This window comes from Caballeronia sp. SL2Y3 (assembly GCF_022879575.1).
Classification (GTDB): Bacteria; Pseudomonadota; Gammaproteobacteria; order Burkholderiales; family Burkholderiaceae; genus Caballeronia.
Map to the genome: position 1 here is coordinate 1,944,941 of NZ_CP084260.1, position 25,613 is coordinate 1,970,553.

The 25,613-nt window shown below is 63.1% G+C and carries 27 protein-coding genes; 12 read left to right on the top strand and 15 right to left on the bottom strand.

Translation table 11 applies throughout. From position 1 onward, the window contains the following. Positions 1-91 precede the first annotated feature (91 nt). The gene (locus tag LDZ26_RS09200) at positions 92-2,245 is read left to right on the top strand and encodes a hypothetical protein (RefSeq protein ID WP_244846949.1); all 2,154 of its coding nucleotides are present in this window, start codon (positions 92-94) and stop codon (positions 2,243-2,245) included. 268 nt (positions 2,246-2,513) lie between these two features. Here LDZ26_RS09200 and LDZ26_RS09205 read toward each other — a convergent pair whose 3' ends face one another. Continuing rightward, positions 2,514-2,753: a hypothetical protein gene (locus tag LDZ26_RS09205; RefSeq protein WP_244846950.1), complete on the bottom strand. Its 240-nt coding sequence runs from the start codon at positions 2,751-2,753 to the stop codon at positions 2,514-2,516. On the opposite strand from LDZ26_RS09205, the gene LDZ26_RS09210 reads away from it, so the two are divergent. Together LDZ26_RS09210 and fumC are read left to right on the top strand one after the other, a co-directional pair. Beyond that, entirely contained in the window at positions 2,743-4,326 is a 1,584-nt protein-coding gene (locus LDZ26_RS09210) for a phospholipase D family protein (protein ID WP_244846951.1), read from the top strand. The two genes, LDZ26_RS09205 and LDZ26_RS09210, sit on opposite strands and share 11 nt — an antisense overlap. Before the next feature lie 23 nt (positions 4,327-4,349). Then, positions 4,350-5,756: a class II fumarate hydratase gene (gene fumC / locus LDZ26_RS09215; RefSeq protein WP_244846952.1), complete on the top strand. Its 1,407-nt coding sequence runs from the start codon at positions 4,350-4,352 to the stop codon at positions 5,754-5,756. A 30-nt stretch (positions 5,757-5,786) separates the two neighbouring features. On the opposite strand, the gene LDZ26_RS09220 is transcribed toward fumC, so the two are convergent. After that, complete coding sequence (locus LDZ26_RS09220) at positions 5,787-6,302, bottom strand: acyl-CoA thioesterase (RefSeq protein WP_175944551.1); 516 nt, start codon at positions 6,300-6,302, stop codon at positions 5,787-5,789. Between the two features lie 53 nt (positions 6,303-6,355). Beyond that, positions 6,356-6,499: a hypothetical protein gene (locus LDZ26_RS09225; protein WP_244846953.1), complete on the bottom strand. Its 144-nt coding sequence runs from the start codon at positions 6,497-6,499 to the stop codon at positions 6,356-6,358. Positions 6,500-6,636: 137 nt separating this feature from the next. Here LDZ26_RS09225 and LDZ26_RS09230 point away from each other — a divergent pair, with 137 nt between their 5' ends. Beyond that, on the top strand, positions 6,637-7,380 hold the full coding sequence (locus LDZ26_RS09230) for a helix-turn-helix transcriptional regulator (RefSeq protein WP_244846954.1): 744 nt from the start codon (positions 6,637-6,639) through the stop codon (positions 7,378-7,380). Positions 7,381-7,430: 50 nt separating this feature from the next. On the opposite strand, the gene LDZ26_RS09235 is transcribed toward LDZ26_RS09230, so the two are convergent. After that, a complete protein-coding gene (locus LDZ26_RS09235; RefSeq protein WP_244846955.1) occupies positions 7,431-8,402 on the bottom strand; it encodes a thymidylate synthase in 972 nt (323 codons plus the stop codon). A gap of 149 nt (positions 8,403-8,551) precedes the next feature. Next, the gene (locus LDZ26_RS09240) at positions 8,552-9,931 is read right to left on the bottom strand and encodes a sigma-54 dependent transcriptional regulator (protein WP_244846956.1); all 1,380 of its coding nucleotides are present in this window, start codon (positions 9,929-9,931) and stop codon (positions 8,552-8,554) included. A 929-nt stretch (positions 9,932-10,860) separates the two neighbouring features. Between LDZ26_RS09240 and LDZ26_RS09245 the strand changes: the two genes are divergently transcribed. Continuing rightward, the gene (locus LDZ26_RS09245) at positions 10,861-11,358 is read left to right on the top strand and encodes a dihydrofolate reductase (protein ID WP_244846957.1); all 498 of its coding nucleotides are present in this window, start codon (positions 10,861-10,863) and stop codon (positions 11,356-11,358) included. A gap of 97 nt (positions 11,359-11,455) precedes the next feature. On the opposite strand, the gene pmbA is transcribed toward LDZ26_RS09245, so the two are convergent. Then, positions 11,456-12,826: a metalloprotease PmbA gene (gene pmbA, locus LDZ26_RS09250; RefSeq protein ID WP_244846958.1), complete on the bottom strand. Its 1,371-nt coding sequence runs from the start codon at positions 12,824-12,826 to the stop codon at positions 11,456-11,458. A gap of 192 nt (positions 12,827-13,018) precedes the next feature. Here pmbA and yjgA point away from each other — a divergent pair, with 192 nt between their 5' ends. Beyond that, on the top strand, positions 13,019-13,633 hold the full coding sequence (yjgA, locus tag LDZ26_RS09255) for a ribosome biogenesis factor YjgA (protein ID WP_244846959.1): 615 nt from the start codon (positions 13,019-13,021) through the stop codon (positions 13,631-13,633). Next, on the top strand, positions 13,623-14,243 hold the full coding sequence (gene mog, locus LDZ26_RS09260) for a molybdopterin adenylyltransferase (RefSeq protein ID WP_244846960.1): 621 nt from the start codon (positions 13,623-13,625) through the stop codon (positions 14,241-14,243). The genes yjgA and mog overlap by 11 nt, the downstream gene beginning before the upstream one ends. Here the strand turns inward: mog and orn are convergent. Next, positions 14,240-14,860 carry an oligoribonuclease gene (gene orn, locus LDZ26_RS09265; RefSeq protein WP_244846961.1) on the bottom strand — a complete coding sequence of 207 codons (621 nt, stop codon included), beginning with the start codon at positions 14,858-14,860 and terminating at the stop codon, positions 14,240-14,242. The two genes, mog and orn, sit on opposite strands and share 4 nt — an antisense overlap. 129 nt (positions 14,861-14,989) lie before the next feature. On the opposite strand from orn, the gene LDZ26_RS09270 reads away from it, so the two are divergent. The 3 genes from LDZ26_RS09270 to LDZ26_RS09280 are packed head-to-tail and all read left to right on the top strand — an operon-like array spanning position 14,990 to position 17,510. Further along, positions 14,990-16,258 (top strand): M48 family metallopeptidase, encoded by a 1,269-nt coding sequence (locus LDZ26_RS09270; protein WP_244846962.1) that lies wholly within the window; start codon positions 14,990-14,992, stop codon positions 16,256-16,258. After that, complete coding sequence (rsgA, locus tag LDZ26_RS09275) at positions 16,255-17,190, top strand: ribosome small subunit-dependent GTPase A (protein WP_244846963.1); 936 nt, start codon at positions 16,255-16,257, stop codon at positions 17,188-17,190. Before LDZ26_RS09270 ends, rsgA begins: the two co-directional genes overlap by 4 nt. Then, positions 17,187-17,510 (top strand): DUF2007 domain-containing protein, encoded by a 324-nt coding sequence (locus tag LDZ26_RS09280; RefSeq protein ID WP_244846964.1) that lies wholly within the window; start codon positions 17,187-17,189, stop codon positions 17,508-17,510. The genes rsgA and LDZ26_RS09280 overlap by 4 nt, the downstream gene beginning before the upstream one ends. A gap of 3 nt (positions 17,511-17,513) precedes the next feature. Here LDZ26_RS09280 and LDZ26_RS09285 read toward each other — a convergent pair whose 3' ends face one another. From LDZ26_RS09285 to rpsP, 6 genes are all read right to left on the bottom strand, one after another. Next, a complete protein-coding gene (locus LDZ26_RS09285; protein ID WP_244846965.1) occupies positions 17,514-18,452 on the bottom strand; it encodes a CobD/CbiB family protein in 939 nt (312 codons plus the stop codon). A gap of 101 nt (positions 18,453-18,553) precedes the next feature. Beyond that, positions 18,554-19,210, bottom strand: coding sequence for a CoA pyrophosphatase (locus LDZ26_RS09290; protein ID WP_244849135.1), 657 nt, complete (start codon positions 19,208-19,210; stop codon positions 18,554-18,556). Positions 19,211-19,354: 144 nt separating this feature from the next. Then, positions 19,355-19,744, bottom strand: a complete 390-nt coding sequence (rplS, locus tag LDZ26_RS09295) for a 50S ribosomal protein L19 (protein WP_159836713.1) — start codon at positions 19,742-19,744, stop codon at positions 19,355-19,357. 133 nt (positions 19,745-19,877) lie between these two features. Next, entirely contained in the window at positions 19,878-20,648 is a 771-nt protein-coding gene (gene trmD, locus LDZ26_RS09300) for a tRNA (guanosine(37)-N1)-methyltransferase TrmD (RefSeq protein ID WP_244846966.1), read from the bottom strand. 28 nt (positions 20,649-20,676) lie between these two features. Beyond that, the gene (rimM, locus tag LDZ26_RS09305; RefSeq protein WP_244849137.1) at positions 20,677-21,408 is read right to left on the bottom strand and encodes a ribosome maturation factor RimM; all 732 of its coding nucleotides are present in this window, start codon (positions 21,406-21,408) and stop codon (positions 20,677-20,679) included. A gap of 92 nt (positions 21,409-21,500) precedes the next feature. Continuing rightward, entirely contained in the window at positions 21,501-21,755 is a 255-nt protein-coding gene (gene rpsP / locus LDZ26_RS09310; protein WP_175944588.1) for a 30S ribosomal protein S16, read from the bottom strand. 201 nt (positions 21,756-21,956) lie between these two features. Between rpsP and LDZ26_RS09315 the strand changes: the two genes are divergently transcribed. Continuing rightward, entirely contained in the window at positions 21,957-22,460 is a 504-nt protein-coding gene (locus LDZ26_RS09315) for an NINE protein (protein ID WP_244846967.1), read from the top strand. A gap of 2 nt (positions 22,461-22,462) precedes the next feature. On the opposite strand, the gene LDZ26_RS09320 is transcribed toward LDZ26_RS09315, so the two are convergent. Together LDZ26_RS09320 and LDZ26_RS09325 are read right to left on the bottom strand one after the other, a co-directional pair. Beyond that, entirely contained in the window at positions 22,463-23,602 is a 1,140-nt protein-coding gene (locus tag LDZ26_RS09320) for a PA0069 family radical SAM protein (protein WP_244849138.1), read from the bottom strand. Positions 23,603-23,673: 71 nt separating this feature from the next. After that, the gene (locus LDZ26_RS09325; RefSeq protein ID WP_175944590.1) at positions 23,674-24,162 is read right to left on the bottom strand and encodes an Lrp/AsnC ligand binding domain-containing protein; all 489 of its coding nucleotides are present in this window, start codon (positions 24,160-24,162) and stop codon (positions 23,674-23,676) included. A 142-nt stretch (positions 24,163-24,304) separates the two neighbouring features. Here LDZ26_RS09325 and LDZ26_RS09330 point away from each other — a divergent pair, with 142 nt between their 5' ends. After that, positions 24,305-25,597 carry a D-amino acid dehydrogenase gene (locus LDZ26_RS09330; protein ID WP_244846968.1) on the top strand — a complete coding sequence of 431 codons (1,293 nt, stop codon included), beginning with the start codon at positions 24,305-24,307 and terminating at the stop codon, positions 25,595-25,597. Positions 25,598-25,613: the final 16 nt, after the last annotated feature.

Here is a 25,613-nt window from a genome sequence, read left to right on the forward strand (position 1 = left end):
GGATAAGTCTTGGCGATCGCTTGAACACTATGTTCGAAGCCTAGCCCAAATAGTTTGGCAAAGACCGGTAGTACCCGACCGAATCGACGGGGTGAATTTTGACGGCGTCGCACGGATAGGAGACGACGAGATTGTGCTCCTCGAGATCACCGAAGAACATAGCCTTGATAAGATCCGAACGGACGTGGCCAAGATCGCGCCGGTGAAGTTCAGTCAAGCGGCGCAATCTGTTGTTGCCCGTGGCTATATCATTCTCGCGTCGGAACCTACGCCAGGCATGGTCGACGTTGGCAAACCCCACAAGATCCAGGTCATGTCTGCGAAGACGTTTGCTCAGCAGGCGTTTGACTTTCCCGCTTACGAGTCGGCTCGTTTGAATAGTACTTTTGGCAGCGCAATCGATCCAATTACTGGACAGCCAGATTCGAACGAATACATTCCAGTGACGTATTCCATGGCGGGGGAATCGAAGCCCCTCACTGTCCAAGATATTTGTGAAAAGCTATCGAGGAAGAATCGCCTTGTCCTGTTGGGGGAATATGGAACGGGGAAAAGCCGTTGCGTGCGCGAATCGTTCAGAATACTTGCACAAAACTTCCGAAGCGCTTCGGCCTATCCACTTGCGATCAATCTGCGAGAACATTGGGGCGCGCTTTCTGGCGTCGAGATAATTGCGGGCCACTTCCAAAGGCTGGGTCTTTCGAATTCTGTCGATCGCGTGATGCAGTTGTTACGCGCCGGCGGAATATTACTGCTTCTCGATGGCTTTGACGAAGTCGGCACACAGACCTTTGGAAATAGCGAGGACCGACGAGCCTCTATTCGCAAACATGCACTTAGCGGTGTGCGCGACTTGCTATCGCTATCTGCCGGCGGGGCAATCATTACTGGGCGGCCACATTATTTTAATGACGACGCCGAACTCTTAGATGCGCTTGGACTCACATTGCGCAACAATGAGCATTCTATAGTTCGATGCCCTGAAGAGTTTGGGGAGTCGGAAGCAGACGCTTACCTGAGGGCGCTCGGACTGAGCGCCAGAGCACCGAAGTGGCTTCCGAAAAAGCCACTAATGTTTCAGATTCTCGCGACGGTCGAGCGAAAGGATGCTGAAGAAATTCTGAAGTCAGAGGCAGGCGAAATCGGTTTCTGGGGGCAATTCATAGATACCGTGTGCGTTCGCGAAGCGAAAATGCATACCTCGATAGAAGCTTCCACCGTCCGTACCGTTCTGGGCAACCTCGCTCGCCTCACCAGAAAGAGTAGCCGAAATCTCGGACGCCTCACTCCCAAAGACGTGGACCATGCATATGAATTGGCTACGGGATACGCACCTGACGAGTCTGGACAATTGATGCTTTCGCGTCTCTGTACGTTGGGACGGATCGAACCCGAGTCTCCGGATAGGCAGTTCGTTGACCCCTACATCGTTCAATTGCTGTTCGCAGAATGCATCGTAGAAGATGTCCTTAATAAGAATCACGAGGTACTTGATGAATCTTATAGTCAAGTGCTTGAACCATTGGGGCTTTATTTCTTGGCTCAATGGATTGACACCTACGATTTCGAATTGGAAGTCCTTGCGTTCGTTCACCGACAAGGAGGAGCACGGAATTCACAAGTTATAGGTGAGCTCGCGGCGGCCTTGCTTCTATTGGGAGGCGAGCCGCTAGATTTTTCTGGAACTCAGATTGTTGGGGCTGATATATGCCTTCTAGCGTTTGGGTTTCGGTCATTCTCAAACATTGCATTCTCCGACTGTATCATCGAACTGGCATCGTTCGACAACTGCCTCGTGGATGCCAATTCCTTAGTGACGATCAGAAAAACAGAAATTGTTCGAGCGACCGGCCTTTCGTCTGCCTCAGCGCTGCCGGACTGGGTCGAAGATTGCAAGTTGTATAGTGCCGACAATATTTCAAACGCTTCTAGAATCAAGGCTAGCCGGTTGCCACCTGCACAGAAGCTATTCCTCGCAATCGTTCACAAAATTTTCTTTCAACGAGGCGGTGGCCGAAAGGAAAATTCGCTTTACAAAGGTGGCTTCGGCCAAAACTTCGATAAGAAGCTGATTGATAAAATCTTATCAATGCTTGTATCGAAGGGTTTAGTAGAGAAGAGCAAAGACGTGTCGGGTTACATTTATAACCCAAAGCGCGAATACACTTCCCGCATGAAAGCGATCCGAGATCAGCTCGCGTTGAGCAAGGATCCACTTTGGATTGAACTTGAGACATTCGATTGAGTGACCGAAGCGGGCACCGGCGAATGGTGCGGAGAACCAACCGGCGAGCAGACATCTGATGCAGTCGGGCGCCTAATCCGATAGCGCCTCCAGCGTGCAACTACGTGGATGGGCGGCACGCAACGCTTCAGCGCGTACCCTTCGGTCAATGACCTCAGGTGACTCCGAAAACTTGAGAAGGCTCTCTTCGCCCCTCACCTGCGTCCCCCGGATACCTCCGCGTCGAATTGTTCACTTCCGGGCTACCCGCCAATGTCTTTGGAACCTTCTAGAGATGCTGCAGCGGCGAGAACGCTTCTTGCTGCGTCGCGAAGCTGCTGTTGCTGTAAGCGGTCGCACGGAAGCAGCCGAATCGAGATAAACAAAAAAGAGGAAGCGAAGTGTCGGAAATCCGGGGAATCCACCAAGCTGGATGGGAAGTCGCGCGCGTTCGGAACAACACATCGGTCGCGACAAGAACAACAAGATGGGTCAGCCGCACGCGCCGCATCGCGGTCATGGCGGTCATCGCCGCGCTCTGCGCCGGATGCGCGACGCGCCCGCCCGCCACCGCGTTCGATCGTCCGGTGACGCACGCGCTGCCCGCGACGGAGCCGACGCCGCTGCAAACGGCGCTCGCGCCGCTCGAAAAGCAGCATCCGGACGAATCGGCCGTGCGTCTTCTGCCGACCGGATCGGACGCGCTTCAGGCGCGCGTCGCGCTGGCTCGCGCCGCGACGAAGACGCTCGACATGCAGTACTACATCGCCGAAGAGGACAACACCGGCAAGCTGCTGCTGGGCGCGGCGCTCTACGCGGCGGATCGCGGCGTGCGCGTGCGCATGCTGGTCGACGACCTGAACTTCAAGGACATCGACCGCATCATGGCGGCGCTGAACTCGCACGAGAACATCGAGATACGCGTGTTCAATCCGTACGGCAGCGCGCAGCGCAGTTTCGCCGAGCGCACGCAGAACTTCTTCACGAACCTGAACCACTTCACGCGCCGCATGCACAACAAGGCGATGATCGCGGATAACCAGATCGCGATCGTCGGCGGCCGGAATCTCGGCGACGAATACTTCAACGCGAGTCCCACGCTGCAATTCCGCGACCTCGACATGTTCACGGCCGGCCCGGTCGTGCACAAAGTCTCCGCGAGCTTCGACGATTACTGGAACAGCACGCTCTCCTACCCGCTGCGCGTGCTGAACAAGCAGAAGTTCGATGCGTCCGAACTCGACAAGACGCGCGAGGATCTGCGCAAGCACTGGCGCGAGCAAGCGGACCCGCTGAACGCCAAGCCGCTCAACGCGACACCGCTCGCCCAGCAGATTTCACGCGGCGAGATGGGCCTCGTCTGGGCGCCGACCGAGTTCGAAGCGGATTCGCCCTCGAAAATCGAGCATCCGAGCGACGACTACCAAAGCCCTCCGATGACGCGGCTCGCCGAGCTGATGAAGAACGCGCAGAGCGAGTTCCTCATTCTGTCGCCGTACTTCGTGCCGCACGACGTGGGCGTGAAGGCGCTGGCCGACCTGACGCGCCGCCACGTGCGCGTCGCGGTGCTGACGAACTCGCTCGCCGCCACGGATGCCGTCGCGGTTCAGGCGGGCTATGCGCCGTATCGCATGCCGCTTCTGCAAAACGGCGTCGAACTGTACGAATTCAAGCCGCTTCAGCCCGAAGGCGAAGGCCGCCCGCCGCCCGGCCTCTTCGGCTCCTCGTCGCGCGCGAGTCTGCATGCGAAGGCGTATGTGATCGATCGGAGTATCCTCGTGATCGGATCGATGAATCTCGATCCCCGCTCGGCGCGGCTCAACACCGAACTGGCGCTCGTGATTCACAGCAAACCGGTCGCGGAGCAGGTCGCGGCGCTGTTCGACCGAGGCATCTCGCCGAAAGCGAGCTGGCGCGTGGAACTGGCGAGCGCGGCGGTGATGGCGGAGTTGCGCCGCACCGGCTCGCCGCAGTCCGGTCTCGTGTGGACGAGCCAGGAAGACATCGGCACGGTGACCTATAACTTCGATCCCGACGCCGGCTTTTACCGTAACGCGATGACGGGCCTCTTCAAGCTGCTGCCCGTCGACGAACAGCTTTGACCACTTCAAAGGAACATCAGGCCATGACACAGAACGCACAGGGCGATGTACGCATGGAGAAGGACACGTTCGGCGAGATCGCCGTGCCCAACGGCAAGCTCTGGGGCGCGCAGACGCAGCGGTCGTTGCAGAACTTCAAGATATCGACGGAAAAGCAGTCGCCCGAACTCATCACCGCGCTCGCGATCATCAAGCGCGCCGCCGCCGAGGTGAATCAGGACCTTAAGGTGCTCGACGCAAAGAAGGCGCAGGCGATCATGCAGGCCGCCGACGAGATCATCGACGGCAAGCATCCGGACGAATTTCCGCTCGCCGTGTGGCAGACGGGTTCCGGCACGCAGACGAACATGAATCTGAACGAGGTCATCGCGAATCGCGCGAGCGAACTGCTCGGCGGGCCGCGCGGCGAAGAGCGCCTCGTGCATCCGAACGATGACGTGAACCGCGGCCAGTCGTCCAACGACGTGTTCCCGACCGCGATGCACGTCGCCGCCGCGTATGCGATCGTCAAGCATCTGGTGCCGTCGCTCAAGACGCTGCGCGAGACGCTCGACAAGAAGGCGAAGCAGTTCGCGGATATCGTGAAGATCGGCCGCACGCACTTGCAGGACGCGACGCCGCTCACGCTCGGTCAGGAGTTCTCCGGCTACGTTGCGCAGCTCGATCAGGGCATCCGCCACGTCGAAGCGACGCTGCCGCATCTCTATCAGCTCGCGCAGGGCGGCACGGCGGTCGGCACGGGTCTGAACGCGCATCCGGAGTTCGCGGTGAAAGTAGCGCAGGCCATCGGCAAGCTGACCGGCCTGCCGTTCGAAACCGCGCCCAACAAGTTCGAGGTGATGGCCGCCGCCGACGCGCTCGTCGCCGCGCACGGCGCGCTCAAAACCGTCGCGGCGAGCATGATGAAGATCGCCAATGACATTCGCTGGCTCGCGAGCGGCCCGCGCTGCGGCCTGGGCGAACTATCGATTCCGGAGAACGAGCCGGGCAGTTCGATCATGCCCGGCAAGGTGAACCCGACGCAGTCCGAAGCCGTGACCATGCTCTGCTGCCAGGTGTTCGGCAACGACGTCGCGGTGAACTTCGGCGGCGCGAGCGGCAACTTCGAACTGAACGTCTTCCGCCCGATGATCGCGCATAACGTGCTGCAGTCCATCCGCCTGCTCGCGGACGGCGCGCAGAGTTTCAACGACAACTGCGCGGTGGGCATCGAGGCGAATCAGCAGCGCATCGACAGCCTGCTCAACGAATCGCTGATGCTGGTGACGGCGCTCAATCCGCACATCGGCTACGACAAGGCCGCGCAGATCGCGAAGAAAGCGCACAAGGAAGGCACGACGCTCAAGGCCGCCGCGCTCGCGCTCGGGCACGTGACCGAGCAGCAGTTCGACGAGTGGGTGAAGCCGCACGAGATGGTCGGCAGCAAATAGGCGCGTACGACGTGGAGGAACGCGGCGGCGTCAGACCTTGCCCGCCGCCACTTCTTCCGGCTTCAGCTCGACGATTGCATCGAGCGCGTCTTTCACGTCCATCGCGTATTTCGCGAGACGTTTCTCTTCTTCCGATTCGGGCACGAACGCCGGCACGGGCGTGGGCTGCCCCTTTTCGTCGACGGCGACGAACACCATCAGGCAGTCGGTGGTCTGCTCCAGTTCGCCGACTTTCGGATCGCCCGCGTGCACCGAGACGTGAATGTGCATGCTGGTGCGGCCCGTCAGCACCACGCGCGCGCGCAACTCGACGAGATTGCCGACGAGAATCGGCCGCCTGAAGCGGATGTTGCCGACGCTCACCGTCACCGCGTAGCGTCCGCTCCACATCGCGGCGCAGGCGTAGGCGGTTTCGTCGATCCATTTCATGAGCGCGCCGCCGTGCACCTTGCCGCCGAAGTTGACGGAAATCGGCTCGGCAAGGAAGCGGAAGGTGGTTTCGGCACGGCCTGCGCGCAAGGCGGCGGGCGGGGTCGGCGTGGTCATGGCGGCTCGCAGCGGAGAAAGAAGCCGCGATTATAGGCCGCGAAAATTGGCGGCTAGTTGTGGACGGTGACGCCCTGATCGATGGTGCCGTACATCGTGATGCTGCCGCCGCCCGCCGACGGCGACGACGGTCCGCCCGCGCAGCCCGCGCAGAGGGTGAGAACGGCGAGCGCGGCTGCGATGATGAGCTTGGACATACGAGTTCCTGCTGCGTGGTGATACGAGCGCTCATTCTAGCGCCGCGAGCGCCGCATCGACATTTCACGCGGATGTGAAACGTCGGGTGCGCGGGCGCGCTAGAGTAGTGATATCGACCGTTGCGAACCTTCCCGCCATGAATTCCGCTCTCGATGACGTCCGTTCGCGGCATTGTCCCGGCCTCTCGCGCATCGGCGCGCTGCTGGCCGATCCGGGCCGCGCCGCGATGCTCTGGTCGCTGATGGACGGCACCGCGCGTCCCGCCGGCGAACTGACGGTGATCGCGGGCCTCTCGCCGTCCGCCGCGAGCGCGCATCTCGCGCGGCTGACCGAGGGCGGCCTGCTCGCGCTTGAAGTCAGCGGGCGGCATCGCTACTACCGCATCGCGACGCCGGATATCGCCGCCGCCATCGAGGCGCTCGCGAATCTCGCGCGCGCGAGCGCGCCGCAAGCCGCGCCGCAGCGTCCGGCGAGCGCCGTGCCGCTCGACATGCGCTATGCGCGCACCTGCTACGACCACCTCGCGGGCGAACTGGCCGTGCGGCTCTTCGACGGCATGCTCGCCCGGCGCTGGCTCGCGGCGCCGCAAGACGATCCGGCGACGCGCGAATCGTCCGCGCTCGATACCACGCCCGACGGAACGCAGGCCTTCGCGGAATTGGGCATCGACGTGACCGCGCAGCGCGCGCGGCGGCGGCGCTTCGCGTGCACGTGCATCGACTGGAGCGAGCGGCGTCCGCATTTGGGCGGCGCGCTCGGCGCGGCGTACCTCGAAGCCTGCGAAACGCACGGCTGGATCGAGCACACGGCGAAACGCCGCGTGTTGCGCGTGACGCCCGCCGGACAGCGGCATTTCGAAGGGTTCCTATCGGGTCGCTAGAAACAAAAACGCGCGACCGGGGCCGCGCGTTGCAAAGGTTCTCGATTCGATCAGACCGCCATCGGCGCGCTGATCGGATCGTGATGCCGGTAGCCTTCCAGCGCGAAGTCCTTCGGCTCGACCTTCTCCAGCCACTCCGGCTCATAGCGCTTCGTCACCGCGTAGTCCGGCACGCGATCGGAGATGATCAACTGCGGCAGCGGATACGGCTCGCGCTTCAACTGCTCGTTGAGCATGTCGAGCTGATTCTCGTAGATGTGCGCGTCGCCGATGAAGTAGGTGAACCAGCGCGGCTTGTAGCCCGTCAGCCGCCCGACGAGATGCAGGAGCGCCGCGCCCTCGGTCAGATTGAACGGCGTGCCGAGGCCGACATCGTTGCTGCGGATGTAGAGGCACAGCGAAATCTCGGCCTTCGCCACGTTCGGGATGAACTGATACAGCAGATGACACGCGGGCAACGCGATCTCGTCGAGCTTCGCAGGATTCCACGCGTGAAAGAGAATGCGCCGGTCAGTCGGCCGTTCGATGATGGTGTCGAGACACTGGCGCAACTGGTCGATGGCCTTGTACAGCAGCACCTGCTCGCGCCCGTTCTCGACGAAGCTCGTCACGAGTTCGTATCCGCGATTCGTCGCATCGGCGATCTGGTCGCCCGCGCCGGCGTCGATCAGCTTGTACGCCGGCCAATTGCGCCACTGCACGCCGTAGACGTCGCCGAGATCGTCGGTGCCGCGGCGATACGGATTTTCCAGCCACTGCGGATTTTCGTTCGCGTTCGCGTCCCACACCTTGCAGCCGAGCGCGCGGAAGTCCGCCGCGCTTTTCGACGCGCGCAGAAAACCGATCATTTCGCCGATCGCCGACTTGAATGCGAGCTTTTTCGTCGTGACGGCGGGAAAGCCCTCTTGCAGATCGAAGCGCAGCATTGCGCCCGGAATGCTGATGGTGCGGATGCCCGTGCGGTTTTCCTGCCACGTGCCGGTATCGAGGATCGTCTGGACGAGCTCGAGATACTGTTTCATTCGATGTTCCTTGAATGCGGGCACGGGCCACGCGAAAAGAGGCGGAAACCACCGATTTTATCAAGCGGCCCGGCTCGGCGCTGACGTTCGCGAAAAGAAGAACGGGCGCCATGCGGCGCCCGTTCCGGTGAGCAGAAACAATGCGTCGGTTAGCCGCGCGTGGCGTGTTCCGGGGGCGCGTCCACTTCGATGTGACGCATGCCGTGCGCGCTCAGCAGCCGATACAGCGTGACGCGCGAGATGCCGAGTTCTTGCGCCGCGTCGCCCAGCCGACCGCGATGCCGAAGAAGTGCGAGTTCGATGGCCTGCCGCTCCGCCGCTTCCCGCGCCTGAGCGAGCGAGACCGGCGCCACTTCGACATATTCGCCGAGTTCCAGATCGCGCGCGGTGATCTGCCGCCCTTCCGACATCACGATGGCCCGGCGGACGCGGTTGATCAGTTCACGCACGTTGCCCGGCCAGCCGTAGTTGTGAATCGCGGCGATCGCATCCGGCGAAAAACCGCGCAGGCGGCGGCTCGCGTCTCTCTTGAAGCGGTCGAGCATGTGCTTCGCGAGCAGTTCGATGTCCTTGCCGCGCGCGCGCAGCGGCGGCTCGTCGATCTGCAGCACGCAAAGACGGTGATACAGGTCGGCGCGGAAACGCCCTTCGATCATCGCGGTCTGCATGTCGACGTGCGTCGCCGAAATGATGCGCACGTCCACCGGCGTGGACCCGTGGCCGCCCAGACGCTCGACCTTGCGCTCCTGCAGGAAGCGCAACAGGCTCGCCTGGCTTTCGAGCGGCAGATCGCCGATTTCGTCGAGAAACAGCGTGCCGCCGTTGGCCGCTTCCACGCGGCCGATCTTGCGCTGGTTCGCGCCCGTGAAAGCGCCGCGCTCGTAGCCGAACAGTTCGGATTGCAGCAGATGCGCGGGAATCGCGCCGCAATTGATGGCGACGAACGGCTGATCCCGGCGCGCCGAGCGCTCGTGAATGGCGACGGCGGTGAGTTCCTTGCCGGTGCCCGATTCGCCCGAGATGAAGACAGGCGCATCCGTCATCGCCACTTTGCGGATCGAGCGGAACAGCGCGAGCATGGCGTCGCACGAGCCGACCATCTCGCCCTCGGCGCGGCCTTCGCTGCGCGCGTCGTTCGAGGCGGCGTCGTGCAGCGCGACCATGCCGTAGGCGTGGCCGACGGAATCGACCACGCGGTCGTTCGAAGTGGGAAGCGTGACGTAGTCGAAACAGTAGTCGCGGATCAACCGGCGCACCGCGGCGTCTTCGAGCTGGCCGGCGACGGTTGCCGCCACCCAGCCCACGTTGGTCATGGTCAGCGACGATTCGAACGCCGCCAGTTCGTGTGATTCGAAATGTCCCGATAAATCGAGCAGCCCGCCCATTGCGAGGTCGCTGCGCAGCGCTTTGCGCGTGTCTCGCGCGCTTGCCACGATCTCGATTTGCCAGCCGCGTTCCTCGAAACGCGCGCATAGCGTTTCGCTGGGGTCCCGAGTCACATAGATCAGTTGCCGCCGAGCGACGTCCATTATTCAGATCCTTGGTTCAACGTTCGTTGAAAAGGTCGCGTAGTTCAGGCTTTCGCTTCAAGCAGAATTCTTGGCCCTCGCAGGTGATGCGTCCGGACTTGCAATTCGATACCTCGCCCCCTGGAACGTGCCGCGCACCGCGCCGGCAGCCTTCCGCGAAACCCTTTTGGTTTGATTCAGCACCGCATTGAAGAGACTACTATAACCCAGAATCACCGAAAACAAATACCGTCGCAAACGCCTTGACTGGTCGCGAAACCTTGCTGGCTAAGGGTTGCGACCAGCTTCGCACGGATTTATTGCAAGTTCGAGTCGCGCTTTTTATACGACGAGAGCTTATACCGATTCTGACCGCCTTTTCGGCTTTTCTTGCCCCACGTTTCGCTGATGAAACGTTTTCCCGAGGTTTTAGCTGATTCAACCGCAACTCGTGCCCGCGACGCATTGCCCGACAAGGCGTTGATGAGAATGGCATGCATTTAGCTATAACCTGCGCTGCGCTTATGATGCGGTGAGAATGTCTTCGATACCCGTTGCCCAGCGTTTTTATTCCCTGCACCGACCTGCGGAATTAATTACTCGTATTTCTTTGTCCACAATGGCTCTCGATCACAATTTACCGCGCCTTGAATCAATGGCTAATGCACGGTCGGACGCGTGCGAGACGGAAGCAATCGACTGGTCTCGCATAAGCGACAGCGCGGCCAATGATTCAGACGCCTCGTTTTGGCGCGGACCGGCATCGACCCCGAGCGTGACGCTATGGGACGAGATCGCGCCGGAACTCCCGCGTGCCCACTGCGAGGGCGCGGCCGACGCATCCGGAGGCTGAGCGCGCGCTAGCCGAAGGCAGCGGGCCGCGCCGCGAGCGCGTCGGTTAGAATTCGTGCCCGGCCCGGCGGCGCGCGCCGCCACTCTCCTGACTGCACATGACGACGCTCACTCTCATCGTCGCCCGCGCACGCAACGGCGTGATCGGACGCGATAACCAACTGCCGTGGCGCCTGCCCGAAGACCTCGCCTTCTTCAAACGCACGACGATGGGCGCGCCCATCATCATGGGACGCAAGACGCACGAGTCCATCGGGCGGCCGTTGCCGGGGCGGCGCAATATCGTCGTGACGCGCGACGCCAGCCGCCGCTTCGAAGGCTGCGACACCGTGACGGGCATCGACGAAGCCCTCGCTCTTGCAACTGCCGACGGTGCAGCCGAAGCGTTCCTGATCGGCGGCGCGCAGCTGTATGGCGATGCGATGGACCGCGCGAGCAAGCTGATCGTCACGGAAATCGACGCCGATTTCGACGGCAACACGCATTTCCCAGCGCCCGACGCGTCGCAGTGGCGCGAAGTGTCGCGCGAGCGGCATCGCGCGGCGGCGCCCAACGACTTCGAGTTCGCGTTCGTCACTTACGAGCGGCGCGCATGACAACGACTCAACGACGCAGCGACTCAACGACTAAGGCCCCGGACGATTGCTCATCGTCCGGGGCCTTTCGTTTAGCCAGCAGCGCGGGAGGCGGCGCTTACTGCCCCGCCACCGTCATCCGCTCGATCAGCACCGAACCGATTGCCTTGGTGCCGCGCACGACCGTGTCCGCGCCCACGGCTTCGATATGGCGGAACATTTCCTGTAGCGTGCCCGCGACCGTGATTTCCTCCACGGCGTGCTGGATCTGCCCGTTCTCGACCCAGAAGCCCGACGCGCCGCGCGAATAGTCGCCTGTCACGTAGTTCACGCCCTGCCCCATCAGCTCGGTCAGCAGAAGGCCCGTGCCGAGCTTCTTCAGCATGGCTTCGAAGTCGTCGCCGGGCTGCGTGTGCGTGCTTTTCATCGAGAGATTGTGCGAGCCTCCCGCGTTGCCGGTCGTTTGCATGCCGAGCTTGCGCGCCGAATACGTCGAGAGGAAATAGCCCTGCACCACGCCGTCTTCCACGACGTTGCGCCGCTGCGTGCGTACGCCTTCTTCGTCGAACGGCGCGCTGCCCATGCCGCCGCGCACGTGCGGGTCCTCGACGATCTGAATATGCGGCGCGAACACCGGCTTGCCGAGACTGTCGACGAGAAACGTCGTCTTGCGATACAGCGCCCCGCCGCTCACGGCCTGCACGAACGCGCCGAGAATGCCCGCAGCGAGCGGCGCTTCGAACAGCACGCGGCACTTGCGCGTGTCGAGGCTGCGCGCGTTCAGTCGCGCGAGCGCGCGCTCGGCGGCGTAGCGGCCGACCGCTTCCGGATCGGCAAGCTCGGAGGCGTCGCGCTTCGACGTGTACCAGTCGTCGCGCTGCATGTCGCGGCCGCTCGCCGCGATCGGCGCGCATGCGATGTAGTGCCGCGAATACGGATAGCCCGCCATGAAACCGCGCGAAGTGGCGAGCACGAATTGCGAATGCTGCGCGGAGACGCTCGCGCCTTCCGAATTCGTGATGCGCTTGTCGACCGCAAATGCCGCAGCCTCGGCGCGGCGCGCGATGTCGGCGGCCTCTTCGGCGTCGATGTCCCACGGGTGATAGAGATCGAGGTCCTGCGGCGACTTCTCGAGCAGTTCTTCCTCGGCGAGCCCGGCGGCGCTGTCTTCCGCCGTGAATCGCGCGATGTTGTACGCCGCCGCGACCGTGTCGCGCAACGCCTCGCGCGTGAAGTCGGCGGTGCTCGCGTTGCCGCGCTTCTTGCCGATGAACACCGTGACGCCGACCATCTTGTCGCGGTTATGCTCGATCGTGTCCACTTCGCCGCGCCGCACGCTCACCGAGAGGCCGTCGCCTTCGGAGATTTCGGTGGCGGCATCGCTCGCGCCGAGTTCCTTCGCGTAGCGCAGGATGTCCGACGCGATCTCCTTCAACTCATCTTGCGTGTGCGGAAAAAAGCGTTGCCTGACGTCGATGTCTGCTGCCATGTGTCGTTGCCTTCGGTTTTGTTGACCGCGCAAGCGCCCGTCGCGCTCCGTGTCATGAATGTCGCGCCTGTCGTCGCGCCCGTTGTTGCTCAAGACGCACGCCGACTCTCCACGCGATCATAGCAAGGACGGCGCGCGTTCACCCGTCGCAACCGCGTCGGCTCGCGCGCGAGCGCAAGCTACAATGTCGCCATGAACCGTAAAACCCGCATTCAACCGATGGAAGCCGATCGCGACGACACGCCCGATCAGGCCTACGACCGCCCGAGCAAATCGCAACTGAAGCGCGAGATGCACGCGCTGCAAGAGCTCGGCGAAGCGCTCATCGCGCTGCCGAAAGACGCGCTCAAGCGCATGCCGATGAACGAAGATCTCGACAGCGCCGTGCGCGAAGCACGCCGCATCACGGATCACGAGGGCAAGCGCCGTCAGTTGCAGTATGTCGGGCGCGTAATGCGCTCGCTTTCGGACGAGGAAGTCGCCGCGCTGCGCACCGCGCTCGACACGCATCGCGGCGTGAACAAGGCGGAAACGGCGCGGCTGCACTGGATCGAACGCGCACGCGAACAGTTGCTCGCCGATGACGCCGCGCTCACCGACTTCATTCGCGAGCATCCGGGCGTCGATCCGCAGGAAGGCCGCACGCTCATTCGCAACGCGCGCAAGGAGCGCCAGCAGCAGAAGCCGCCGCGCTATTACCGCGAGCTGTTCCAGTGGATCAAGAACGCGGCGGGCGTGGAAGACGAGGAAGACGAAGACATCGACGAGAGCAACGAGGGCGACGAGGAAGGCAAAGATGAAGCCTGAGCGCAGTCATCCGGACGAGTTGATCGTCGGACTCGTGTCCATCAGCGATCGCGCGTCGCAAGGCGTGTATGAGGACAAGGGCTTGCCGTCGCTGCAAGCGTGGCTCGGCGGCGCGATGGCATCGCCCTGGCGCGCCGAAACGCGCTTGATTCAGGACGACGCGGCCACCATCTCCGCGACGCTGATCGAACTCGTCGATACGCTCGGCTGCGATCTCGTGCTGACCACCGGCGGCACCGGCCCCGCGCGCCGCGACGTGACGCCGGAAGCCACGCTCGCCGTCGCCACGAAGCCGATGCCGGGCTTCGGCGAACAGATGCGCCAGATCAGCCTGAACTTCGTGCCGACCGCCATTCTTTCGCGGCAAGTGGCAGTCATTCGCGAAACCGCCGACCACGCCGCGCTCATCATCAATCTGCCGGGCCAGCCGAAGTCGATTCGCGAGACGCTGGAAGGCGTGAAGGACGCGGACGGCAAGACGACCGTGCCCGGCATCTTCGCGGCGGTTCCGTATTGCATCGACCTGATCGGCGGGCCGTATATCGACACGCTGCCGGAAGTCGTCGCCGCGTTCCGTCCCAAGAGCGCAATCCGGCCGCCGAAGGTTTAAGACGCGCTGCTCGCCGCCGCCGGAATCAGGAAGTGCTCGCGGTAGTACTTCAGTTCGTCGATCGACTCGTGAATGTCGGCGAGCGCCGTGTGCATCGCGCGCTTCTGAAAGCCCTTATAGATGGCCGGCTGCCAGCGGCGGCACAGTTCCTTGAGCGTGCTGACGTCCAGATTGCGGTAGTGGAAGAACGTCTCCAGTTCCGGCATCCAGCGCGCCATGAAACGGCGGTCCTGGCAGATGGAGTTGCCGCACATCGGCGACTTGCCGGGCGGCACGTACTGGCCGAGAAACTCGCGAATCTGCCGCGTCGCTTCGGCTTCATCCACCGTGGACGCCTTCACGCGCTCGATCAGCCCCGAGCGGCCGTGCGTGTTGCGGTTCCACTCGTCCATGCGTTCGAGCGCTTCTTCCGTCTGGTGGATGGCGAGCACCGGACCTTCCACCATCTTGTCGAGCGTCGAGTTCGTCACGACCACGGCGATTTCGATGATGCGGTCGTTGTCCGGGTCGAGCCCGGTCATTTCCATGTCGAGCCAGATGAGATTCATGTCGCTGCGCGCGAGTGCGGATTCGGCGGCGAGGTCGGCGCTTGCGGGACGGTCGGAAGAGTCAGTCATGGATGCTGCCTGAGAAGAGAATGAGGCGCGGGCCGAAGGCATCTCGGAAGCCACCGCGATGGCATGATGTGACAACGGCGACACGGCCAAGAACCTATAATTCTCGCATAGTTCAATCGGAATGCCCGGATGACCCACCTCTCGCTCGCCTTCTCGACCCTCTTCGTCGTGGCGCTCGCCGCGATGGTCTCGACCAAGCTCTGGCTCGCGTCGCGCCAGATTCGCCACGTCGCCGCGCACCGCAACGGCGTGCCGCCGCAGTTCACCGGCACCATCCCGCTCGCGGCGCATCAGCGGGCAGCGGATTACACGATCGAGCGCACGCGCCTCACGATGATCGAAGTCGTGACGAGCGCCGTCGTGCTGGTCGCGCTGACGCTGCTCGGCGGCGTGCAGGCGCTCGATACCGCCATCTCCGGCTGGCTCGGGCGCGGCTATCTCGGGCAGATCGCGCTGGTGGCTTCGGTCGTCGCGATCACGAGCCTCATCGACCTGCCGTTCGACTACATCCGCCACTTCGTCGTGGAAGAGAAGTTCGGCTTCAACCGCATGTCGAAGAAGCTCTTCTTCGTCGATCTGGTGAAGGGCACGGTGCTCGGCGTCGTGATTGGCGCGCCGCTGCTCCTGCTCACGCTGTGGCTCATGGATCGCGCCGGTGCTTACTGGTGGCTGTGGACGTGGATGGTCTGGGTCGCGTTCCAGTTGCTCGCCATGATCATCTACCCGACGTTCATCGCGCCGCTCTTCAACAAGTTCGAGCCGCTGAAAGACGAGGCGCTGCGCGCGCGCATCGAAAACCTGATGTCGCGCACGGGCTTTGCCGCCAAGGGCCTTTTCGTGATGGACGGCAGCCGCCGGTCGGCGCACGGCAACGCGTACTTCACGGGCTTCGGCGCGGCCAAGCGCATTGTGTTCTTCGACACCCTGCTCGCGCGGCTGTCCGGCAGCGAGATCGAAGCGGTGCTCGCGCACGAACTCGGCCACTTCAAGCGCCGTCACGTGCTCAAGCTGATGATCGTGATGTTCGGCATCAGCCTCGCGATGCTCGCGCTGCTCGGCTGGCTCGTGCAGACGGTCTGGTTCTACGAAGGCCTCGGCGTGCGGCCGTCGCTCATCGGCGGCAACAACGGGCTCGCGCTCGTGCTGTTCATGCTCGTGCTGCCCGTGTTCATGTTCTTCGTGACGCCGCTCGGCAGCCTGACATCGCGCAAGAACGAGTTCGAAGCCGACGCTTTCGCCGCGAGCCAGACCGACCCGAAGGACCTCGTCAACGCGCTCGTGAAGCTGTACGAGGACAACGCGTCCACGTTGACGCCCGATCCGATCTACACCGCGTTCTATTATTCGCATCCACCCGCCTCGCAGCGCATCGACCGTCTGATGCAACACGCCGCATGACGACGCGCGCCACGCGCAAGACCGGCGCGTCGTCCGCCGCGCGCCTGCGCGGCACGGTGATCGCCGCGCACGGCCGGCACTATCTCGTGATGCCGGACGACGGCGGCGCGATGCTTCAATGCTTCCCGCGCGGCAAAAAGAGCGACGTCGCGGTCGGCGATCATGTGATGTACGAACAGTCGTCGGCGGATCAGGGAGTGATCGTCGAGATCGACGAGCGGCGCAATTTGCTCTACCGCTCCGACCAGTTCAAGTCGAAGCTCTTCGCGGCGAATCTCGATCAATTGCTGATCGTGCTCGCCACCGAGCCGCATTTCAGCGAAGACCTGCTCGGGCGCGCGCTCATCGCAGCCGAAGCGCACGAACTCGACGCGCTCATCGTGCTCAACAAGACCGACGTGACGGACGCGCTGCCGCTCGCGCGAGAACGCCTCGCGCCGTATCGCGAGCTCGGCTACACGGTGATCGAATTATCGGCGAAGGCGCGTCCGGGCGAAGTGCATCCGCAACTGGATGCGCATCTGCACAACCGCGCGACGATCCTGCTCGGGCAATCCGGCATGGGCAAGTCGACGCTCGTGAATCTGCTCGTGCCCGATGCGGACGCCGCCACGCGCGAGATCTCGTCGGCGCTCAACAGCGGCCGTCACACGACCACGTTCACGCGCCTCTACACGTTGCCCGGGGGCGGCTCGCTGATCGATTCGCCCGGCTTTCAGGAGTTCGGCCTGCATCACCTGTCGGAAGGCCAGCTGGAACGCGCATTCGCCGACTTCCGCCCGTATCTGGGCCACTGCCGCTTCTACAACTGCCATCATCTGCAAGAGCCGGGGTGCGCGGTGCTCGAAGCGGTCGAAGCCGGCAAGATCAGGCCGGAGCGGCATGCGCTCTACGCGCAACTCGTCCACGAAGCCAGCCAGATCGTGCGATGAAACGGCTCACCTGGGCGCCCAACCTGATCACGGCGCAACATTGGGTGAACGTGCTGGCGACAGCGGGCGTGCCGTGCGAGCTGCACAACCGCTATCTCAACGGTGCGTTAGGCGAGATTCCGGCGGATCAGTGCGCACCTGAGATCTGGATCGTCGACGATCGCGACGAAGCGTTGGCGCGCCGTCTGCTGGACCGCGCGCAAAAAGGGCCGGACGCGAACGCCCGGCCCTGGTTCTGCAAGCATTGCGGCGAACGGCTGGAGCCGCAGTTCACCGTGTGCTGGCAATGTCAGACGGAGCGCGATCCGCTCGACGGCTGACGCTCAGGCTAGCCACACCGCGATGGTAAGCATCAGCAAGAGCAGCATCCACAAGATGACGGCGCGCCACACGAGCCCGACCGCGGATTGCAGCGTGCGCGGCGTGCAATCGTCGCCGACGGGAAGCGGACTCGCATCGCCGACAGCGAGCGCTTCCACGCTCAACGGTTCGGCGAGCGGCCCCGCGAGACGCGCGCCCAACGCGCCGCTGCCTGCGGCCAGCAGCACGCCGTCGTTCGAGTCCGGCCATTGCCGCGCGTGATTGCGCCATGCGTAGATCGCGTCCTCGAAGTTGCCGACGATCGCGAAGCCCATTGCGGTCAGGCGCGTCGGAATCCAGTCGATCACGAAGAACGCCCGCTGCGCGAACGACGAGAACTCCGCGGTGCGCTCGGGGCTCGGCATCGCCCACGCACGCGCCAGATATTCGGCGATGCGATAGAACACCGCGCCCGCCGGACCGATCGGAATAAGGAACCAGAAGAACACGCCGAACACGTGCCGGTGCGACGCGACCACCGCGTGAACCAGCGTGTGCCGCACGATTTCGCTCACGGGCATGTCGACGGTATCCAGCCCGGTCCATTCGGTCAGCACTTCGCGCGCGCGTGGCACGTCGTCGTTATTGAGCGCGAGATGGATGTCGGTGAAATAGTGGCTGAACTGGCGAAAGCCGAGCGTGAAGTACACGATCACCACGTTCCACAAGAACGCCAGAACGAAGTTGATGCGATACAGCACGTAATAGACGAGGCCGACCGCGAGCGTCCACGGCAATACCACCAGCAGCCACGCGACGACGCCGTGCTTGGGCTTGCCGGCATCGAAGCCGTGCGCGGTGGATTCCGCATGATACTGAAGCAACGACGAAACAGGATTGTGCGGCGACAGGGCACGCACTTGCTCGATGATGAGAGCCAGCAATACGGAGAAAAAAGTCATGCGAAGCGCCGAAACAGTCGGTTGATTCGAGTTTCGCGTAACGATAGCACAGCGCCTTGCGCGTTTTGTACGATCGGTCGCTGCGCGCGTTGCGAGCGTGGCTAACGTGCAGCGAGGAAGCGATAAAAATTGCGCAGCATGCCCGCCGTCGCGCCCCAGATGAAGTACGGCGCCTTGCCTTCGCTCGGCGTGTACGGCATGGCGAAGAACCGACGTTCGCCGCCTTCCCAGCGGAACACGCGCACTTCGTGGTTCGCCGGATTCATGAGCCACGCGAGCGGCACTTCGAAGATATCGGCGACTTCGCTCGTGTCGGCCTTCAACGTGAACGGCGGATAGACGAGCGCAACGACCGGCGTCACGCGAAAGCCGGTGCCGGTCAGATAGTCGGGCATCGCGCCGATGACTTCGCAATGCTCCGCGCCAAGGCCGACTTCCTCGCGCGCCTCGCGTAGCGCGGTGGCGGCGGCATCGGCGTCTTCGGGTTCGCGGCGTCCGCCGGGGAAGCTGATCTGGCCGGCATGGTCGGAGAGATGATCGGCGCGCTGAGTCAACAGCACCGTGAGCCCGCCCTCGCGCACGACGAGCGGCACGAGCACCGATGCGACGCGCGGATCGCCGCCGATCGCCTTGATGCGCTGCTCGGGCGGCTCCTGCGTCCACTCCAGTTCTTTCGTGAAGCGTTCGCGCAGTCCGTCGGGCGTCAGGCGCTCCGGCGGAATGGACGGCATGGCTTCGCCCGTCGAGACGACGGGCATCTGTTCGGGTTCGAGAATGCGCGGAGTCGATGTCTTGCCAGTGGACACGGTCGCAAGCCTGAATGGGGAAGATACGATTTGAACACAAAAGAAAAAAGCACCCGCGAGGGGTGCTTTTTCCGGTGCGACTGCGCTGCTGAGAACTTACTCGGCGGCGGTAGCGGCACGGTCCTTCGAGACCAGCTTTTCCTTGATTCGAGCCGACTTGCCCGAACGCTCGCGCAGGTAGTACAGCTTCGCGCGACGAACGTCACCGCGACGCTTCACGACGATGCTCGCGAGCAGCGGCGAGTAGGTCTGGAACGTACGCTCGACGCCTTCGCCCGACGAAATCTTGCGGACGATGAAGTTCGAGTTCAGGCCACGATTGCGCTTTGCGATCACGACGCCTTCGTAAGCCTGCACGCGCTTGCGCGTACCTTCGACGACGTTCACGTTGACGACGACCGTGTCGCCCGGACCGAAGTCGGGGATGGCCTTCTCGCCCAGCACGCGTGCGATCTCTTCCTTCTCGAGTTGTTCAATCAGATTCATTACTGACTCCTTGTGCCATCTTGCCGGAGTTGTGTGCCTCGACTTCTGGTAATGAGGCCCCGGTAGAGGATGGGTTCACTTCCGGCGCCGATGTTGGTCGGCGCCCCCTTTTGTCCCGCTCGTCGCCCGAAGCTTATTGCGGCTTCGACGCGTCCTTCGCGAGACTTGCGAGCCACGCCTCGTCGGCACCGCTCAGCAACTTGCTTTTGCGCGCCCGCTCGATCAGATCGGGCCGCTTGATGAACGTATTGCGTAATGCTTCGCGCCTGCGCCAGGCGTCGATTTCCTTGTGGTGGCCGCCGAGCAGCACATCCGGCACGCGCACGCCTTCGTATTCCTCCGGGCGCGTGTAGTGCGGACAGTCGAGCAATACGTCGACGAAACTGTCCTGCACCGCCGATTGCGCGTCGTTCAGCACGCCGGGCAAGTGGCGCACGACGGCATCCATCAGCGCCATGGCGGGCAATTCGCCGCCCGAGAGCACGAAGTCGCCGAGGCTCACTTCCTCGTCCACCACGCGATCGATCAAACGCTGGTCGATTGCTTCGTACCGGCCACACAACAGCACGAGGCCGGGTTCCTGCGAGAAACGCATCACGCGATCATGGTCGAGCTTCGCGCCTTGCGGCGACATCATCACGACGCGCGTGTTCTCGATGCCTTGCTCGCGCTGCGCTGTCCTGGCCGCAGCGATCGCGTCTTCCAGCGGGCGCGCCAGCATGACCATGCCGGGGCCGCCGCCGTAAGGACGGTCGTCGATGGTGCGGTAGTTGTCCGTGGTGAAATCGCGCGGATTCCACGTGCGCAGACCGAACCGCCCCTGCTTCACCGCCCGGCTGGTGATGCCCCAGTCGGTCAGCGCGCGAAACATCTCTGGAAAGAGCGTCACGACATCGAACTGCATCGCCCTCTCCGTGTTCTGCCGATGGCTTTCAATAATCGGCGTCCCAGTCGACGACGATACGCTTCGCCGCCCGATCCACCGTCTTCACGTACACGCCGACGAACGGAATGAGCCGCTCGCCGGTGACGGGCTCGCCATCCTTGTTCGTGGCCGGGTACTCGACCCGCAGGATGGAGTGCGCGCCGTTGTCGATCATGTCGGCGACGCGGCCAAGCGCCACGCCCGCTTCGTTTTCGACATCGAGGCCGATCAGATCGACCCAGTAGAACTCGTCTTCGTCTTCGAGCTTCGGAAAGTCGCTGCGCGCGATATGCACCGCGTAGCCTTTCAGCGTCAGCGCGGCGTCGCGGTCATCGCAACCCGCCAGACTCGCGACGATCGAATCTCCGTGCACCTTCGACTGCAAACGGCGCGCGGACTTGCGGTCGCGATTCTTGACGAGCCACCAACGCTTCGCCGTAAGCAGCGCGTCGCCGCCCGACTTGCCGTGCGCATGCGGCATGACCTTGACCCAGCCCTTCAGGCCGTAGGCATCCACGATAAAGCCGACTTCGACTGCATCTTCCGGCAGATGCTCCGCCGGCTCGATGACCTCGACGCCGCCTTCCGTCTTGCCTGCGTCCGAAACGCCGGCCGCCACGCGGCGCGCGCCCGGCTTGCGGACGAACGCGCCGAACGTGGCGGCACCTTCCTGTTGCCCCGGCTTCGGTTGACTGACGGAACCGGACTCGTGGCCGTTTTGGGGATCACGCGCGGGCATCAGCGAACCTTTGGGCAAATATGTGCGACTCGGGCGACCGGTTACGCTTGAAAGCGTGACGCGTCGCCCCAATCGAAAAGCAGCGAGACAGCTTAAGCAGCCGGCTGAGCTTGCTTCGACTGCTTGACCAGACGCTCGACGGTCGGCGACAGTTGCGCGCCGACGCCTTGCCAGTAGGTCAGGCGGTCTTGAGCGATACGCAGCGATTCGCCCTTCGTGGCGACCGGGTTGTAGAAACCCACGCGCTCGATGAAGCGGCCGTCACGGCGGCTACGCGAATCGGTTGCGACGATGTTGTAGAACGGGCGCTTCTTCGAGCCGCCACGAGCCAAGCGGATGATGACCATGCTGAAATCCTTGAAAACCGGGGTTCGGAACTACCAGAACACGCGATTATAACGGGAATCCGAAGCCCTAACAAACACTTAACGCATTTTTTGCTGGCAACGTGCAGCGCCGGGAGCCGCTGCGAGCGAAATGTCGCGTTCTGTCTGCGCCGCGCCCCGCATCGTAAAATGACGAATCTGCACTGATCACCGCTCTCCAAGATGACTTCCTCGTCCGTTGCCGCGCCGTGCGACTCGAAGCCTGCCGGCAAGGCTGCTCCGCCCTACTTCCGTTCGAAAACGCTGACCGCCGCGCTCGCGTTTCTGTTCGGCAGCATCGGCCTTCACCGCTTCTATCTATATGGCATGCGCGACAAGTACGGCTGGGCGCATATCGTCGGGATCGCGATGGGCGCGGTCGGCTATCTGCTGCTCGCCGCGACCGAGCGTACGTCGGTGCTCGGCTGGGCGCTCGCCCTGCCGGGCGCGGTGTCGCTGCTCGCGGCGTTTCTCTCGGCAATCGTCTACGGACTGCGGCCCGACGCGAAGTGGGACGCGCAGTTCAACGCCCATACCGGCCGTCAAAGCCACTCGGGCTGGACGGTGATCTTCGTGGTGATCTTCTCGCTGCTGATCGGCGCGTTCCTGTTGATGACCGGCCTCGCCCTGACGTTCCAGACGTATTTCGAAGGCCAGGTGGAAGCCGCCAAGACGTTGTCGCAATAAGGTCAGAATAGATCCAGCTGGCCGCCAGCGGCAGGCAGCGCCGCCCGCTGGACCTTGACGCTCGCTGGCCGCTGGAACTCCGACATATCCAGAATGCCGCGATTGCGCAGATTCAAACCCAGCCGCTTCGTCGCCTGACTAAAGCGCTGTTTCAGCATGTCCGCCCACAGGCCCTCGCCCTTCATGCGCGTGGCGAAGTCCGAGTCGTAGTCCTTGCCGCCGCGCATGTCGCGCACGCGGCTCATCACACGGTCCGCGCGATCCGGGAAATGCGCAGCGAGCCAGTCCTTGAAAAGCGGCGCGACTTCCCACGGCAAGCGCAGCACGATATAGCTCGCCGTGGTCGCGCCCGCCTCCGCGCACGCTTCGAGCACGCGCTCGAGGTCCGGTTCCGTGACGAACGGGATCACCGGCGCGATGCTGACGCCGACCGGAATGCCCGCGTCGGCGAGCGTGCGAATGGTCCGCAGCCGGCGCGACGGCGTGGCGGCGCGCGGCTCCAGCGTGCGCGCGATGTCGGCGTCGAGCGTCGTGACGGTGATCGCCGCCATGAACTGCTTGCGCTCGGCCATGGGCGCGAGCAGGTCGATATCGCGTTCGATCAGCGACGACTTTGTGATCGCCCCGAACGGATGCCCGCAGTCGTGCAGAATCTCGATGACCCGCCGCGTCAGCTTCAGATCGCGCTCGACCGGCTGATACGCGTCGGTATTCACGCCGAGCGCGATGGAATCCGGCTGGTAGCTCGGCTTCGCCAGTTCGCGCTCGAGCAATTCTCCTGCGTTGATTTTCGCGTAGATGCGGCTCTCGAAATCCAGCCCCGGCGAGAGGCCGAGATAGCTGTGAGTCGGACGCGCGAAGCAGTAGATGCAGCCGTGTTCGCAGCCGCGGTACGGGTTCAGCGAAACCGTGAATGGGATGTCCGGCGAGTTGTTGCGCGTGAGAATGGTCTTCGCGCGTTCCTCGAAAACCTGCGTGCGCAGCGGCGGCGAGCCTTCGTCGTCGGCGGTTCCGTGCGTCCAGCCGTCGTCGACGCGCTCGCGCTCGTCCTTCTCGTAGCGCCCCTGAAGATTGGACACAGCGCCGCGCCCCTTCAGCGGCGAAGGCGGCGCGACAGGAAATTCATCGTCCGGCGTGGGCATTGCGGTCACAGAATTGCGTCGTAAAGTACTGTACAAATATACAGTATCGCGCCGCGACCGCAAGCGGTTTTTTAGACGTCGACCGGAATGGTCAGCGTCTCCTTGATCTCCTCCATCACCACGTAGCTTTTCGACTGCACGGCGCCAGGCAGTTGCAGAAGAATATCGCCGAGCAGCTTGCGGTAGTCGGCCATTTCGCCGATGCGCGCCTTGATCAGATAGTCGAAATCACCGGAAACGAGATGACATTCGAGCACTTCGGGAATGCGCTGAACCTCGCGCCGGAACTGGTCGAACATGTTGCCGCTCTTGTGATCCAGCGTGATTTCGACGAACACGAGCAGCGCCGCGCCCAGTTGCGCAGGGTTCACGCGCGCGTAATAGCCGGTGATGACGCCGTCGCGTTCCATGCGCCGCACGCGCTCGATGCACGGCGTCACCGACAGGCCGACACGCTCCGCCAGATCCTTCATCGCGATGCGTCCGTCCTGCTGCAGGATGCTCAAAATCTTGTGATCGAGTTTATCGAGCGTCCGAAGCGGATTTCGCTGCGTTCTCATCGTCTCTTTCCTGAAAATCCGCGAAATACAATAACTAAAACTGCCTTACTGCCAATAGTATAGGCGATAACACTAGCCGGACAATCCGTCGCAGACCTCGTGCGATTCGCGACTGTCCAGTCGGATCGGAAACGGAGATCACATGCGAATCGTTATTCTGGGAAGCGGCGTCGTCGGCGTCACGAGCGCGTATTACCTCGCCCGCGCCGGGCACGAAGTCACGGTCATCGACCGCGAAGCCGGCCCGGCGCTCGAAACCAGTTTCGCCAATGCGGGACAGATTTCGCCGGGCTACGCGTCGCCGTGGGCCGCGCCGGGCGTGCCACTCAAGGCCGTCAAATGGATGTTCGAAAAGCACGCGCCGCTCGCCATCCGCCTCGACGGCACGATGAGCCAGCTTCAGTGGATGTGGCAGATGCTGCGCAACTGCACGCAGGAGCGCTATACGGTGAACAAAGGCCGCATGGTGCGCCTCGCCGAATACAGCCGCGATTGCCTGCAGGCACTGCGCGCAGACACCGGCATTGAATACGAAGGCCGCACCGGCGGCACGTTGCAAGTGTTCCGCACGCAGCAGCAGTTGGACGGCGCGGCCAAAGACATCGCCGTGCTGAAGGAAGCCAACGTGCCGTTCGAATTGCTGTCGGCGGCGGAACTGGCGAAGGCCGAACCCGCGCTCGCTGCGGTGTCGCACAAGCTGACGGGCGGCCTGCGCCTGCCGAACGACGAAACCGGCGACTGCCAGATGTTCACCACGCGCTTGGCCGCGATGGCCGAAGCGCTCGGCGTCCAGTTCCGCTACAACACGCCGATCGACGCGCTGCGCGTGAGCAACGGCCGCATCGCCGGCGTGCAATGCGGCAGCGAGCTCATCACGGCGGATTCGTATGTCGTCGCGCTCGGGTCGTATTCGCCGAAGCTCCTCGGCGATCTCGTCAAGATTCCGGTGTATCCGCTGAAGGGCTATTCGATCACCGCGCCGATCGTCGATGCGAAGCGCGCCCCGGTCTCCACGGTGCTCGACGAAACGTACAAGATTGCGATCACGCGCTTCGACGACCGCATTCGCGTCGGTGGCATGGCGGAGATCGTCGGCTATGACAAGACGCTGAAGCAGGCGCGCCGCGAGACGCTCGAAATGTGCGTGAACGACCTGTTCCCCGGCGGCGGCGATACCGCGAGCGCGAGTTTCTGGACCGGCCTGCGCCCGATGACGCCGGACGGCACGCCGATCGTCGGCCGCACGCCCGTGCCCAATCTGTTCCTCAACACCGGCCACGGCACGCTCGGCTGGACGATGTCGTGCGGTTCGGGCCAGTTGCTCGCGGACCTGATGTCCGGCAGACAGCCCGCTATCCGCTCGGACGACTTGTCGGTGCATCGCTATTTCGGCGATGCCAGCGTCACCGGGCGACCGGCCTACGCCAAAGTCTGACGTTCTGACCGGCTGA